The sequence below is a fragment of the Paraburkholderia sp. BR10954 genome, from assembly GCF_040965775.1.
GTDB lineage: Bacteria > Pseudomonadota > Gammaproteobacteria > Burkholderiales > Burkholderiaceae > Paraburkholderia > Paraburkholderia youngii.
Genome location: NZ_JBFRCK010000016.1, coordinates 1 through 14216 on the forward strand (window position 1 = coordinate 1; position 14216 = coordinate 14216).

9 protein-coding genes and 4 tRNA genes are annotated in these 14216 nt (G+C 59.5%); all 13 read left to right on the plus strand.

All coding sequences use genetic code 11. The features are described 5' to 3' along the window. The first annotated feature begins 232 nt into the window (after positions 1–232). The 13 genes from AB4Y34_RS21700 (at position 233) to rpoC (ending at position 14166) form a co-directional block, all read left to right on the plus strand. Positions 233–318, plus strand: a tRNA-Tyr gene (locus tag AB4Y34_RS21700). A gap of 40 nt (positions 319–358) precedes the next feature. Beyond that, positions 359–432 (plus strand) — tRNA-Gly (locus AB4Y34_RS21705). A gap of 16 nt (positions 433–448) precedes the next feature. After that, a tRNA-Thr gene (locus AB4Y34_RS21710) sits at positions 449–523 on the plus strand. Positions 524–585: 62 nt separating this feature from the next. Further along, positions 586–1776 (plus strand): elongation factor Tu, encoded by a 1191-nt coding sequence (tuf, locus tag AB4Y34_RS21715; RefSeq protein ID WP_013090760.1) that lies wholly within the window; start codon positions 586–588, stop codon positions 1774–1776. 64 nt (positions 1777–1840) lie between these two features. Next, positions 1841–1916, plus strand: a tRNA-Trp gene (locus AB4Y34_RS21720). A gap of 35 nt (positions 1917–1951) precedes the next feature. Continuing rightward, entirely contained in the window at positions 1952–2332 is a 381-nt protein-coding gene (gene secE / locus AB4Y34_RS21725) for a preprotein translocase subunit SecE (protein ID WP_176124234.1), read from the plus strand. Between the two features lies 1 nt (position 2333). Beyond that, positions 2334–2891, plus strand: a complete 558-nt coding sequence (gene nusG, locus AB4Y34_RS21730) for a transcription termination/antitermination protein NusG (RefSeq protein ID WP_075303275.1) — start codon at positions 2334–2336, stop codon at positions 2889–2891. Positions 2892–3051: 160 nt separating this feature from the next. Further along, entirely contained in the window at positions 3052–3483 is a 432-nt protein-coding gene (gene rplK / locus AB4Y34_RS21735; RefSeq protein WP_008922976.1) for a 50S ribosomal protein L11, read from the plus strand. After that, positions 3484–4182, plus strand: a complete 699-nt coding sequence (gene rplA / locus AB4Y34_RS21740; RefSeq protein WP_176381087.1) for a 50S ribosomal protein L1 — start codon at positions 3484–3486, stop codon at positions 4180–4182. 303 nt (positions 4183–4485) lie between these two features. Then, positions 4486–4989: a 50S ribosomal protein L10 gene (gene rplJ, locus AB4Y34_RS21745; RefSeq protein WP_176110093.1), complete on the plus strand. Its 504-nt coding sequence runs from the start codon at positions 4486–4488 to the stop codon at positions 4987–4989. A gap of 63 nt (positions 4990–5052) precedes the next feature. Continuing rightward, the gene (gene rplL, locus AB4Y34_RS21750) at positions 5053–5430 is read left to right on the plus strand and encodes a 50S ribosomal protein L7/L12 (protein ID WP_018420143.1); all 378 of its coding nucleotides are present in this window, start codon (positions 5053–5055) and stop codon (positions 5428–5430) included. A 369-nt stretch (positions 5431–5799) separates the two neighbouring features. Beyond that, complete coding sequence (rpoB, locus tag AB4Y34_RS21755; protein WP_176124236.1) at positions 5800–9906, plus strand: DNA-directed RNA polymerase subunit beta; 4107 nt, start codon at positions 5800–5802, stop codon at positions 9904–9906. A 21-nt stretch (positions 9907–9927) separates the two neighbouring features. Beyond that, positions 9928–14166 (plus strand): DNA-directed RNA polymerase subunit beta', encoded by a 4239-nt coding sequence (gene rpoC / locus AB4Y34_RS21760; RefSeq protein ID WP_176381088.1) that lies wholly within the window; start codon positions 9928–9930, stop codon positions 14164–14166. The last annotated feature ends 50 nt before the right edge of the window (positions 14167–14216 follow it).

Genomic DNA, 14216 nt, shown 5'->3' on the forward strand with positions numbered 1-14216 from the left:
CGAACAGGACCGTGAAACGACTCCACGCCGATGATAGTGCGGATTGCCCGTGTGAAAGTAGGTAATCGTCAGGCTCCCCCAAAAGCCAGAAACCCCACCGCCCAGCGGTGGGGTTTTTGCGTTTACGGAAAGCTAACAGCCAATCACTATATAAGTGAGAGCGTTGGGATCGGAACGGTCAAGCAGGTCTTGACAAAAGGATGTTGTTCCCCCATAATCGTCAGTTCTCTGCGGAGGGGTGCCCGAGTGGCTAAAGGGGGCAGACTGTAAATCTGTTGGCTTACGCCTACGTTGGTTCGAATCCAACCTCCTCCACCAGAATGCAAGTTGCAGCAGTTGTTGGGAATCCATGATCCTTGCGGGTGTAGCTCAATGGTAGAGCAGAAGCCTTCCAAGCTTACGACGAGGGTTCGATTCCCTTCACCCGCTCCAGCAGCACAGATGTAGCGCCCATGTGGCTCAGTGGTAGAGCACTCCCTTGGTAAGGGAGAGGTCGGCAGTTCGATCCTGCCCATGGGCACCACAAGTAATCGGTGATTGTTTGCGCCCGGCGCAACGTACGGAAAATCCTCTTAGGAGTCGAAAATGGCCAAGGGTAAGTTTGAGCGGACCAAGCCGCACGTGAACGTGGGCACGATCGGTCACGTTGACCACGGCAAGACCACGCTGACGGCAGCGATCACGACGGTTCTGACGCAGAAGTTTGGCGGCGAAGCGAAGGCGTACGACCAGATCGACGCGGCGCCGGAAGAAAAGGCGCGCGGCATTACCATCAACACCGCGCACGTCGAGTACGAAACGGCTAACCGCCACTACGCACACGTTGACTGCCCGGGCCATGCTGACTACGTGAAGAACATGATCACGGGTGCGGCGCAGATGGACGGCGCGATCCTGGTGTGCTCGGCTGCTGACGGCCCGATGCCGCAAACGCGTGAGCACATCCTGCTGGCGCGTCAGGTTGGCGTTCCGTACATCATCGTGTTCCTGAACAAGTGCGACATGGTGGACGACGCTGAGCTGCTGGAGCTCGTCGAGATGGAGGTTCGCGAACTTCTGTCGAAGTACGACTTCCCGGGCGACGACACGCCGATCATCAAGGGTTCGGCCAAGCTGGCGCTGGAAGGCGACAAGGGCGAGCTGGGCGAAGTGGCGATCATGAACCTGGCCGACGCGCTGGACACGTACATCCCGACGCCGGAGCGCGCGGTTGACGGTTCGTTCCTGATGCCGGTGGAAGACGTGTTCTCGATCTCGGGTCGTGGCACGGTGGTGACGGGCCGCGTCGAGCGTGGCGTGATCAAGGTCGGCGAGGAAATTGAGATCGTCGGTATCCGCGCAACGGCCAAGACGACCTGCACCGGCGTGGAAATGTTCCGCAAGCTGCTCGATCAGGGGCAGGCCGGCGACAACGTTGGTATCCTGCTGCGCGGCACGAAGCGTGAAGACGTGGAGCGTGGTCAGGTTCTGGCCAAGCCGGGTTCGATCAACCCGCACACGCACTTCACGGCTGAAGTGTACGTGCTGAGCAAGGACGAAGGCGGCCGTCACACGCCGTTCTTCAACAACTACCGTCCGCAGTTCTACTTCCGTACGACGGACGTGACGGGCTCGATCGAGTTGCCGAAGGACAAGGAAATGGTGATGCCGGGCGACAACGTGTCGATCACGGTGAAGCTGATCAACCCGATCGCGATGGAAGAAGGCCTCCGCTTCGCAATCCGCGAAGGTGGCCGTACGGTCGGCGCTGGTGTCGTCGCAAAGATCATCGAGTAACGCCAGACAGTTCTCGATAATCGGTTGTCTCGGGGTTGGCGGTGTCGTCAACCCCAAATGGTTTAGGGGTATAGCTCAACTGGCAGAGCGTCGGTCTCCAAAACCGAAGGTTGGGGGTTCGATTCCCTCTGCCCCTGCCAACTATCGCGTCGTAGTGGCGCTTCGTTAAGGTGTTATGGCGAATCCTTCCGTCGAAACTGTAAATACATCCGGCGACAAGATGATGTTAATCGCCGGTGTGTTGCTGGTCTTGGCCGGGTTCGTGGGGTTCTTCTGGCTTAGTGGCCAGGAATGGTACATCCGCGGAGCTGCCTTGGCTGTTGGTGCGATCGCGGGTGTCGCAGTCGGGCTTCTCTCGGCGCCGGGCAAGGGTTTCATCGCTTTCGCCAAAGACTCGTATAAAGAAGTCCGTAAGGTCGTTTGGCCGACTCGCAAAGAAGCCACGCAAACGACGCTTGTAGTGTTCGGCTTCGTAGTCGTGATGGCCATCTTTCTCTGGGTTTGTGATAAATCCATCGAGTGGGCGATTTTCTCGGCGATTCTGGGTTGGAAATGATATGAGTGATACTCCGGCATCCCCGAGTGGCAAGCGTTGGTACGTGGTGCACGCATACTCAGGTATGGAGAAGAGTGTGCAGCGAGCGCTTCAGGAGCGCATCGAGCGGGCTGGCATGCAGGATCAGTTCGGGCAGATCCTCGTTCCCACAGAAGAAGTTGTTGAGGTAAAGGGTGGTCACAAATCAGTGACGGAACGTCGTTTTTTCCCCGGCTACGTTTTAGTCGAGATGGAAATGACAGATGAAACGTGGCACCTCGTGAAGAACACGGCGAAGGTGACCGGTTTTGTAGGCGGGGCGCGCAACCGCCCGAGTCCGATTTCCCCTCGGGAAGTTGAAAAAATCATGTCGCAGATGCAGGAGGGCGTAGAGAAACCGCGTCCGAAGACCCTGTTCGAAGTAGGCGAGATGGTGCGGGTAAAAGAAGGCCCGTTCACAGATTTCAACGGCAGCGTCGAAGAAGTGAACTACGAAAAGTCGCGAGTCCGTGTTTCCGTTACGATCTTCGGCCGGGCAACGCCGGTCGAGTTGGAATTCGGTCAGGTCGAAAAGTTGTAGTCCAAGTTTTACGGAACGCATCGCTAGGTGCGTTCCGTATTTCGCGCTTACGGTCCGCGTAATGGCCGTTGAGGAGCGTAATTAGCCAACTGTCGGCGAACACGCGCTACTACTCACTGAGCGTCCGCACGTAGGTCGGCGTTCCAAAGAGGTTCTCGAAATGGCAAAGAAAATTATCGGCTTTATCAAGCTGCAGATTCCTGCAGGTAAAGCCAACCCGTCGCCGCCGGTTGGTCCGGCACTGGGTCAGCGCGGCCTGAACATCATGGAGTTCTGCAAGGCGTTCAACGCGCAGACTCAAGCAATGGAGCCGGGTCTGCCGATTCCTGTCGTGATTACGGCATTCGCAGACAAGAGCTTCACGTTCGTTCTGAAGACGCCGCCGGCAACGGTTCTGATCAAGAAGGCAGCGAAGCTCGACAAGGGTTCGAGCAAGCCGCATACCGACAAGGTCGGCAAGATCACCCGTGCTCAAGCCGAAGATATCGCCAAGACCAAGATGCCCGATCTGACAGCTGCTGATCTGGATGCAGCGGTTCGTACAATCGCTGGTAGCGCCCGCTCGATGGGCATCACCGTGGAGGGCGTGTAAATGGCTAAGCTTTCGAAGCGTCTGCAAGCATTTGCAGCCAAAGTGGATCGTCAGAAGCTGTATCCGATTGAGGATGCTCTGTCGCTCGTGAAGGAATGTGCAAGCGCGAAGTTTGACGAGTCGATCGACGTCGCCGTGCAACTCGGCATCGACGCAAAGAAGTCGGATCAAGTGGTTCGTGGGTCGGTCGTGTTGCCGGCTGGCACCGGTAAGTCGGTGCGCGTCGCTGTGTTCGCGCAGGGGGACAAGGCTGAGCAGGCTCGTGCCGCTGGTGCTGACGTCGTCGGTATGGAAGATCTGGCTGAACAGGTCAAGGCCGGCAACCTGAACTTCGACATCGTAATCGCTTCGCCGGACACGATGCGTATTGTCGGTACGCTCGGTCAGATCCTGGGGCCACGCGGCCTGATGCCGAACCCGAAGGTTGGCACGGTCACCCCGGACGTCGCGACTGCGGTCAAGAACGCCAAGGCGGGTCAGGTGCAATTCCGTGTCGACAAGGCCGGTATCATCCACGCAACGATCGGCCGTGCTTCGTTCGAACCGGTAGCCCTGCGCAACAACCTGAACGCGCTGATCGAAGCGCTGCAAAAGGCGAAGCCGGCAACGAGCAAGGGCGTGTACCTCCGCAAGGTCGCGCTGTCGAGCACGATGGGTGTGGGCGTTCGCGTCGACCAGACGTCGATCGCTGCACAGTAATGAATTTGGCCGCTCTGGTGCGAATCGGGGCGGTTTTTAAGGGCTTTGGGCGGTTGCGAGGTGGCAGTCTGCATTGCGCAACCGGTTGTCAAAGACCGTTGGCGGGCACGCAGCAGGTAGGCGGGTCCTTAATGTAAGGCCAACGCAGATGGCGAACCCGAAAAGGTTTTGTAGTGATGAAGCCGTCCGATGTCCGTAGGAATGCGGGCTTAGGACGGTCGAAATACTCCTGACTGGTCGGACGCCGTTATTGAACGCGGTACACAAGGCGCACGCTGCGTGTATCGAATCTGGAGGTTAACCGTGCCACTCAACAAAGAAAGCAAGCAGGCCGTCGTCGCTGAGGTTGCCGCGCAAGTCGCGAAAGCTCAGACCGTGGTTCTGGCTGAGTATCGTGGAATCGCGGTTGGCGATCTGACCAAGCTACGCGCGAAAGCGCGCGAGCAACAGGTTTACCTTCGCGTGTTGAAGAACACGCTGGCGCGTCGCGCCGTTGAGGGTACCCCGTTTGCTCCGCTGGCAGAGCAGATGACTGGCCCCCTGATCTACGGCATCTCGGAAGATGCAATTGCTGCTGCTAAGGTCGTCAATGACTTCAGCAAGGGCAATGACAAGTTGGTCATCAAGGCTGGTTCCTACGAAGGCAAGGTGATGGACAAGGCTGGCGTGCAAGCGCTGGCAAACATCCCGAGCCGCGAGGAACTGCTCTCCAAGCTGTTGTTCGTTATGCAGGCACCTGTTTCGGGCTTTGCGCGCGCCTTGGCCGCGCTGGCAGAAAAGAAACAAGGCGAAGAAACCGCTGCGTAATGCACTTCAGTCGAGCGTAATTGATCGCTGGCTGTATCCGAATTCAATTTAGGAGTATTTCAAATGGCAATCGCAAAAGAAGACATCCTCGAAGCCGTAGGCTCGATGTCGGTTCTGGAACTGAACGAGCTCGTCAAGGCGTTCGAAGAAAAGTTTGGCGTGTCGGCAGCTGCTGTTGCAGTGGCAGGCCCGGCAGGTGCGGCCGGCGGCGCAGCTGCTGCTGAAGAGCAGACCGAATTCACGGTCATCTTGGCTGAAACCGGTGCAAACAAGGTTTCGGTAATTAAGGCTGTTCGCGAACTGACGGGTCTCGGCCTGAAGGAAGCGAAGGATCTGGTCGATGGTGCACCGAAGCCCGTTAAGGAAGCGGTGCCCAAGGCTGCTGCTGAAGAAGCCAAGAAGAAGCTGGAAGAAGCCGGCGCGAAGGTTGAGATCAAGTAAACTTCAACGCGCTGTGCGAAGGCTGGCGGTTTTTCACCGCCGGCCTTTTTGTGCTTTGTGGAGGACGCGTTTTTGCAGGTGTACGCCAGCAGAAATGTGATTTCCAGAAGCCAAAGAAAAACGCCTTCCGTAATATTGACCGGTGTTTCTCTTTGTCTTCTGAAGCGACTGCAGAAGGCAAGTTTGGTCGGGTAGCGGGCAACACAGGCATCCGCTGCCGTCAGCCAGCGGTTGGTAGCGGCCAACCACCAAGCTTCTAGGCTCGTTCAAGCCATCGGACGGCCATCGGGTCTCAGTCGGTGAACACTCGGGTTGTCTCATCAAGGTATCCTGCCTCGACAACTATGCCCGCCGTGATTCGGAGATCGTATGCAATATTCCTTCACCGAGAAGAAGCGTATTCGCAAGAGTTTTGCGAAGCGCCCCATCGTTCACCAAGTACCTTTCCTGCTGGCTACCCAGCTTGAATCATTCAGCACGTTTCTGCAAGCAGATACGTCGTCTACGCAACGCAAGCCGGAAGGCCTGCAGGCCGCGTTTACTTCTGTTTTCCCGATCGTTTCGCACAACGGCTTCGCGCGTCTCGAGTTCGTCAGCTACATGCTGTCGCCGCCAGCATTCAACATCAAGGAATGCCAGCAGCGCGGTCTGACGTACTGCTCGGCGCTGCGCGCCAAGGTACGTCTGGTGCTGCTCGACAAGGAATCGCCGAGCAAGCCGGTCGTCAAGGAAGTGAAGGAACAGGAAGTGTACATGGGCGAAATCCCGCTCATGACACCGACCGGTTCGTTCGTCATCAACGGCACGGAACGTGTGATCGTTTCGCAGCTGCACCGTTCGCCGGGTGTGTTCTTCGAGCACGACAAGGGCAAGACGCACAGCTCGGGCAAGTTGTTGTTTTCGGCACGTATCATTCCTTACCGTGGCTCGTGGCTCGACTTCGAGTTCGACCCGAAGGACGTGCTTTACTTCCGCGTCGACCGCCGCCGTAAGATGCCGGTCACGATCCTGCTGAAGGCAATCGGCCTGACGCCGGAACAGATCCTCGCAAACTTCTTCGTGTTCGACAATTTCACGCTGATGCCGGAAGGCGCGCAGATGGAATTCGTGCCGGAGCGTCTGCGCGGTGAAGTCGCGCGCTTCGATATCACGGACCGCGACGGCAACGTGATCGTCCAGAAGGACAAGCGGATCAACGCCAAGCACATTCGCGATCTCGACAACGCGAAGACCAAGTTCATCTCGGTACCGGAAGATTATCTGCTCGGCCGCGTGCTCGCGAAGAACGTAATCGACGGCGATACGGGCGAAGTCATCGCGAACGCGAATGACGAAATCACGGAATCCGTGCTCGAGAAGCTGCGCGAAGCGAAGATCAAGGACATCCAGACGCTCTACACGAACGATCTGGACCAGGGGCCGTATATCTCGTCGACGCTGCGTATCGACGAAACGGCCGACAAGATGGCCGCGCGCATTGCAATCTATCGCATGATGCGTCCGGGCGAGCCGCCGACCGAAGAAGCGGTCGAGGCGTTGTTCAACCGCCTATTCTACAGCGAAGAAGCGTACGACCTGTCGAAGGTGGGTCGTATGAAGTTCAACCGCCGCGTCGGCCGTGACGAAATCGTCGGCCCGATGACGCTGCAGGACGACGACATCCTCGCGACGATCAAGATCCTCGTGGAACTGCGCAACGGCAAGGGCGAAGTGGACGACATCGACCACCTCGGCAACCGTCGTGTGCGTTGCGTCGGCGAACTCGCAGAGAACCAGTTCCGTGCTGGCCTCGTGCGTGTCGAACGTGCTGTGAAGGAACGCCTCGGCCAGGCCGAAAGCGAAAACCTGATGCCGCACGACCTGATCAACTCCAAGCCGATCTCGTCGGCGATTCGCGAGTTCTTCGGTTCGTCGCAGCTGTCGCAGTTCATGGACCAGACCAACCCGCTGTCGGAAATCACGCACAAGCGTCGTGTTTCCGCGCTGGGCCCGGGCGGTCTGACGCGTGAGCGCGCCGGCTTCGAAGTCCGCGACGTGCATCCGACCCACTACGGCCGCGTGTGCCCGATCGAAACGCCGGAAGGTCCCAACATCGGTCTGATCAACTCGCTCGCTCTGTATGCGCACCTGAACGAATACGGCTTCCTCGAAACGCCGTATCGCAAGGTCGCGGACGGCAAGGTGACCGACCAGATCGACTACCTGTCGGCGATCGAAGAAGGCCGTTACGTGATCGCTCAGGCGAACGCGGCGGTGGCCGACGACGGCACGCTGACCGACGAACTCGTGTCGTCGCGTGAAGCGGGCGAAACGCTGATGGTGACGCCGGACCGCATCCAGTACATGGACGTGGCACCGTCGCAGATCGTGTCGGTCGCTGCTTCGCTGATTCCGTTCCTCGAGCACGACGACGCGAACCGCGCATTGATGGGCTCGAACATGCAGCGTCAGGCTGTGCCGTGTCTGCGTCCGGAAAAGCCGGTCGTCGGTACGGGCATCGAGCGCACCGTGGCGGTCGACTCGGGCACGACGGTTCAGGCACTGCGTGGCGGTGTGGTCGATTACGTCGACGCGGGCCGTATCGTGATTCGCGTGAACGACGACGAAGCGGTCGCAGGTGAAGTCGGTGTCGACATTTACAACCTGATCAAGTACACGCGTTCGAACCAGAACACGAACATAAACCAGCGTCCCATCGTGAAGATGGGCGACAAGGTCGCGCGCGGTGACGTGCTGGCTGACGGTGCATCAACCGATCTGGGCGAGCTCGCGCTCGGCCAGAACATGCTGATCGCGTTCATGCCGTGGAACGGCTACAACTTCGAAGACTCGATCCTGATCTCGGAGAAGGTGGTGGCGGACGACCGTTACACGTCGATCCACATCGAAGAACTGAATGTCGTTGCTCGGGACACGAAGCTCGGACCGGAAGAAATCACGCGCGACATCTCGAACCTCGCGGAAGTGCAGCTTGGCCGTCTCGACGAGTCGGGCATCGTGTACATCGGCGCGGAAGTCGAAGCGGGCGACGTGCTGGTCGGCAAGGTCACGCCGAAGGGCGAAACCCAGCTGACGCCGGAAGAAAAGCTGCTGCGTGCGATCTTCGGTGAGAAGGCATCTGACGTGAAGGACACGTCGCTGCGTGTGCCGTCGGGCATGAGCGGTACCGTGATCGACGTTCAGGTGTTCACGCGTGAAGGCATCCAGCGCGACAAGCGCGCCCAACAGATCATCGACGATGAACTGAAGCGCTATCGTCTCGACCTGAACGACCAGCTGCGTATCGTGGAAGGCGATGCGTTCCAGCGTCTCGCGCGAATGCTCGAAGGCAAGGTTGCGAACGGCGGTCCGAAGAAGCTCGCGAAGGGCACGAAGATCGAGCGCGCTTACCTCGAAGATCTGGACCACTACCACTGGTTCGACATCCGCCTCGCGGATGAAGAAGCAGCGGCCCAGCTCGAAGCGATCAAGAACTCGATCGAAGAGAAGCGTCACCAGTTCGACCTCGCGTTCGAAGAGAAGCGCAAGAAGCTCACCCAGGGCGACGAACTGCCGCCGGGCGTGCTGAAGATGGTCAAGGTGTATCTGGCAGTGAAGCGCCGTCTGCAGCCTGGCGACAAGATGGCAGGCCGTCACGGTAACAAGGGTGTCGTGTCGAAGATCGTGCCGATCGAAGACATGCCGTACATGGCCGACGGCCGTCCGGCTGACGTCGTTCTGAACCCGCTCGGCGTGCCGTCGCGGATGAACGTGGGTCAGGTTCTCGAAGTGCATCTGGGTTGGGCCGCGAAGGGTCTCGGCTGGCGTATCGGCGAAATGCTGCAGCGTCAGGCGAAGATCGCTGAACTGCGCGAATTCCTGATCAAGATCTACAACGAATCGGGCCGCGCCGAAGAGCTGGACAGCTTTAGCGACGACGAAATCCTCGAACTGGCGAAGAATTTGCGCGAAGGTGTGCCGTTTGCAACGCCGGTGTTCGACGGTGCGACGGAAGAAGAAATGTCGCGCGCGCTGGATCTGGCGTTCCCGGACGAGATCGCTGAGAACCTCGGCATGACGCCGTCGAAGAACCAGGTGCGTCTGTTTGACGGCCGCACGGGCGAGATGTTCGAACGTACGGTGACGGTCGGCTACATGCACTACCTCAAGCTGCACCACCTGGTCGACGACAAGATGCACGCGCGCTCCACGGGTCCGTACTCGCTCGTGACGCAACAGCCGTTGGGCGGTAAGGCGCAGTTCGGTGGCCAGCGTTTCGGTGAAATGGAAGTGTGGGCGCTCGAAGCGTACGGCGCATCGTACGTGCTGCAGGAAATGCTGACGGTGAAGTCGGACGACGTGACGGGCCGGACCAAGGTTTACGAGAACCTGGTCAAGGGCGATCACGTGATCGATGCCGGCATGCCTGAGTCGTTCAACGTGTTGGTGAAGGAAATCCGGTCGCTGGGTATCGACATCGACCTGGACCGGAACTAATCGGACTACTGGAGAGAAGCGATGAAAGCTTTGCTCGATCTATTCAAGCAAGTCCAACAACCTGAAGTTTTTGACGCGATCAAGATCGGTCTGGCCTCGCCGGACAAGATCCGTTCGTGGTCGTTCGGTGAAGTCAAAAAGCCGGAAACCATCAACTACCGCACTTTCAAGCCGGAGCGCGATGGTCTGTTCTGCGCGAAGATTTTCGGTCCGATCAAGGACTACGAATGCCTTTGCGGCAAGTACAAGCGCCTGAAGCACCGCGGCGTGATCTGCGAGAAGTGCGGCGTCGAAGTGACGCTCGCGAAGGTGCGCCGCGAGCGCATGGGCCACATTGAACTGGCCTCGCCGGTTGCGCACATCTGGTTTCTGAAGTCGCTGCCGTCGCGTCTGGGCATGGTGCTCGACATGACGCTGCGCGACATCGAGCGCGTGCTGTACTTCGAAGCATACGTGGTGATCGATCCGGGCATGACGCCGCTCAAAGCGCGGCAGATCATGACCGAAGAGGATTACTACAACAAGGTCGAGGAATACGGCGACGAATTCCGTGCCGAAATGGGCGCGGAAGGTATTCGCGAGCTGCTGCGCGCGATCAACATCGACGAGCAGGTCGAAATGCTGCGCACGGAGCTGCGCAACACCGGCTCGGAAGCGAAGATCAAGAAGTACGCGAAGCGCCTGAAGGTGCTCGAGGCATTCCAGCGTTCGGGCATCAAGCCGGACTGGATGGTCCTCGAAGTGCTGCCGGTGCTGCCACCGGAACTGCGTCCGCTGGTGCCGCTCGACGGCGGCCGTTTCGCGACGTCGGACCTGAATGACCTGTATCGCCGCGTGATCAACCGTAACAACCGGTTGAAGCGTCTGCTCGAGCTGAAGGCGCCTGAGATCATCGTCCGCAACGAAAAGCGGATGCTGCAGGAAGCCGTCGACTCGCTGCTCGACAACGGCCGTCGCGGCAAGGCGATGACCGGCGCGAACAAGCGTCCGTTGAAGTCGCTCGCAGACATGATCAAGGGTAAGGGCGGTCGCTTCCGTCAAAACCTGCTCGGTAAGCGCGTCGACTACTCGGGCCGTTCGGTGATCGTGGTCGGCCCGACGCTGAAGCTGCATCAGTGCGGTCTGCCGAAGCTGATGGCGCTCGAACTGTTCAAGCCGTTCATCTTCAACAAGCTCGAAGTGATGGGTGTCGCCACCACCATCAAGGCTGCGAAGAAAGAAGTCGAGAACCAGACGCCGGTGGTGTGGGACATCCTCGAAGAGGTGATCCGCGAACATCCGGTCATGCTGAACCGCGCGCCGACGCTGCACCGTCTCGGCATCCAGGCTTTCGAGCCGGTGCTGATCGAAGGTAAGGCAATCCAGCTGCACCCGCTCGTCTGCGCGGCGTTCAACGCCGACTTCGACGGTGACCAGATGGCCGTTCACGTGCCGCTGTCGCTCGAAGCGCAGATGGAAGCGCGCACGCTGATGCTCGCGTCGAACAACGTGCTGTTCCCGGCCAACGGCGATCCGTCGATCGTGCCGTCGCAGGACATCGTGCTCGGCCTGTACTACGCGACGCGCGAAGCGGTGAACGGCAAGGGCGAAGGCCTGACGTTCACGGGCGTATCGGAAGTGCTGCGCGCGTACGAGAACAAGGAAGTCGAGCTTGCATCGCGCGTCAACGTGCGGATCACCGAAATGGTCCACAACGAAGACAAGTCGGAAGGCGCGCCGGCGTTCGTGCCGAAGATCACGCTCTACGCGACCACGGTTGGCCGCTCGATCCTGTCGGAAATCCTGCCGCCGGGTCTGCCGTTCTCGGTGCTGAACAAGCCGCTGAAGAAGAAGGAAATCTCGCGTCTGATCAACACCGCGTTCCGCAAGTGCGGTCTGCGTGAGACGGTGATTTTCGCCGACCAGCTGATGCAGTCGGGCTTCCGCCTGGCAACGCGCGCTGGTATTTCGATCTGCGTCGACGACATGCTCGTGCCGCCGCAGAAAGAAACCATCGTCGGCGATGCCGCGAAGAAGGTGAAGGAATACGACCGTCAGTACATGTCGGGTCTCGTCACCGCGCAGGAACGCTATAACAACGTGGTCGACATCTGGTCGGCAACGTCGGAAGCGGTCGGCAAGGCGATGATGGAGCAACTGTCGACGGAACCGGTCACCGACCGCGACGGCAACCAGACGCGTCAGGAGTCGTTCAACTCCATCTACATGATGGCGGACTCGGGCGCTCGTGGTTCCGCGGTTCAGATCCGTCAGCTGGCTGGTATGCGCGGCCTGATGGCGAAGCCGGACGGCTCGATCATCGAGACGCCGATTACGGCGAACTTCCGCGAAGGTCTGAACGTGTTGCAGTACTTCATCTCGACCCACGGCGCACGTAAGGGTCTGGCTGATACGGCACTGAAGACTGCGAACTCGGGTTACCTGACGCGTCGTCTCGTCGACGTGACGCAGGATCTGGTCGTCGTCGAAGAAGATTGCGGCACGTCGAACGGCGTGGCGATGAAGGCGCTCGTGGAAGGCGGTGAAGTGGTCGAAGCACTGCGTGACCGTATTCTCGGTCGCGTGGCGGTGGCTGACATCGTCAACCCGGAATCGCAGGAAACGCTGTTCGAAGCGGGCACGCTGCTCGACGAAGACGCGGTCGAAGATATCGAACGCCTCGGCATCGACGAAGTGCGCGTGCGCACGCCGCTCACCTGCGAAACCCGTTATGGTCTGTGCGCCGCCTGCTATGGTCGCGACCTTGGCCGCGGCTCGCTGGTGAACGTCGGCGAAGCGGTCGGCGTTATCGCAGCGCAGTCGATCGGTGAACCGGGCACGCAGCTCACGATGCGTACGTTCCACATCGGTGGCGCGGCGTCGCGTGCGGCGGTGGCTTCGTCGGTCGAAGCGAAGTCGAACGGTACGGTGCGTTTCACGTCGACGATGCGTTACGTTACGAATGCGAAGGGCGAGCAGATCGTCATCTCGCGTTCGGGCGAAGCGATGATCACCGACGATCACGGCCGCGAGCGCGAGCGTCACAAGGTGCCGTACGGCGCCACGCTGCTGCAGCTCGACGGCGCGCAGATCAAGGCCGGCACGCAACTGGCCACCTGGGATCCGATGACGCGTCCGATCATCACCGAGTACGGTGGTACGGTGAAGTTCGAGAACGTCGAGGAAGGCGTGACGGTCGCGAAGCAGATCGACGATGTGACGGGTCTGTCAACGCTCGTCGTGATCGACGTGAAGCGTCGTGGTTCGCAGGCGTCCAAGACGGTGCGTCCGCAGGTCAAACTGCTCGATGCGAACGGCGAGGAAGTGAAGATCCCGAACACCGAGCACTCGGTGCAGATCGGCTTCCAGGTCGGCGCGCTGATCACCGTGAAGGACGGTCAGCAGGTGCAGGTCGGTGAAGTGCTTGCACGTATCCCGACCGAATCGCAGAAGACGCGCGACATTACCGGTGGTCTGCCGCGCGTGGCGGAACTGTTCGAAGCACGTTCGCCGAAGGATGCAGGTATCCTGGCGGAAGTCACGGGTACGACGTCGTTCGGTAAGGACACGAAGGGCAAGCAGCGTCTCGTTATCACGGACCTCGAGGGCAACCAGCACGAGTTCCTGATCGCGAAGGAAAAGCAGGTTCTGGTGCACGATGGTCAGGTCGTCAACAAGGGCGAAATGATCGTCGACGGACCGGCGGATCCGCACGACATCCTGCGTCTGCAGGGCGTCGAGGCGCTGTCGCGCTACATCGTGGACGAAGTGCAGGACGTGTACCGTTTGCAAGGCGTGAAGATCAACGACAAGCACATTGAAGTGATCGTGCGTCAGATGCTGCGCCGCGTCCAGATCACGGACAACGGCGATACGCGTTTCATCCCGGGCGAACAGGTCGAGCGGTCGGACATGCTCGATGAGAACGACCGTATGATCGCGGAAGACAAGCGTCCGGCAACGTACGAAAACGTGCTGCTCGGTATCACGAAGGCGTCGCTGTCGACCGATTCGTTCATCTCCGCGGCGTCGTTCCAGGAAACGACCCGCGTGCTGACCGAAGCGGCGATCATGGGCAAGCGCGACGACCTGCGTGGCCTGAAGGAAAACGTGATCGTCGGCCGTCTGATTCCGGCCGGTACCGGTCTCGCGTTCCACAAGGCGCGCAAGAGCAAGGAACTGGCCGACCGCGAGCGTTTCGATCAGATCGCAGCGGAAGAGTCGTTCGAATTCGGTACGCCGGAAACCCCGGCTGCCGAACAGCAGCACTCGGGCGAGTAAGCGCTGGCGGCGCAAGCCGCCTTGCCTGACGAGCCACGAAAGCCGCTCAG

Coding starts and splice junctions, on each gene's coding strand:
- tuf (WP_013090760.1), top strand. CDS start 586: ATGGCCAAGGGTAAGTTTGAGCGGACCAAGCCGCACGTGAACGTGGGC.
- secE (WP_176124234.1), top strand. CDS start 1,952: ATGGCGAATCCTTCCGTCGAAACTGTAAATACATCCGGCGACAAGATG.
- nusG (WP_075303275.1), top strand. CDS start 2,334: ATGAGTGATACTCCGGCATCCCCGAGTGGCAAGCGTTGGTACGTGGTG.
- rplK (WP_008922976.1), top strand. CDS start 3,052: ATGGCAAAGAAAATTATCGGCTTTATCAAGCTGCAGATTCCTGCAGGT.
- rplA (WP_176381087.1), top strand. CDS start 3,484: ATGGCTAAGCTTTCGAAGCGTCTGCAAGCATTTGCAGCCAAAGTGGAT.
- rplL (WP_018420143.1), top strand. CDS start 5,053: ATGGCAATCGCAAAAGAAGACATCCTCGAAGCCGTAGGCTCGATGTCG.
- rpoB (WP_176124236.1), top strand. CDS start 5,800: ATGCAATATTCCTTCACCGAGAAGAAGCGTATTCGCAAGAGTTTTGCG.
- rpoC (WP_176381088.1), top strand. CDS start 9,928: ATGAAAGCTTTGCTCGATCTATTCAAGCAAGTCCAACAACCTGAAGTT.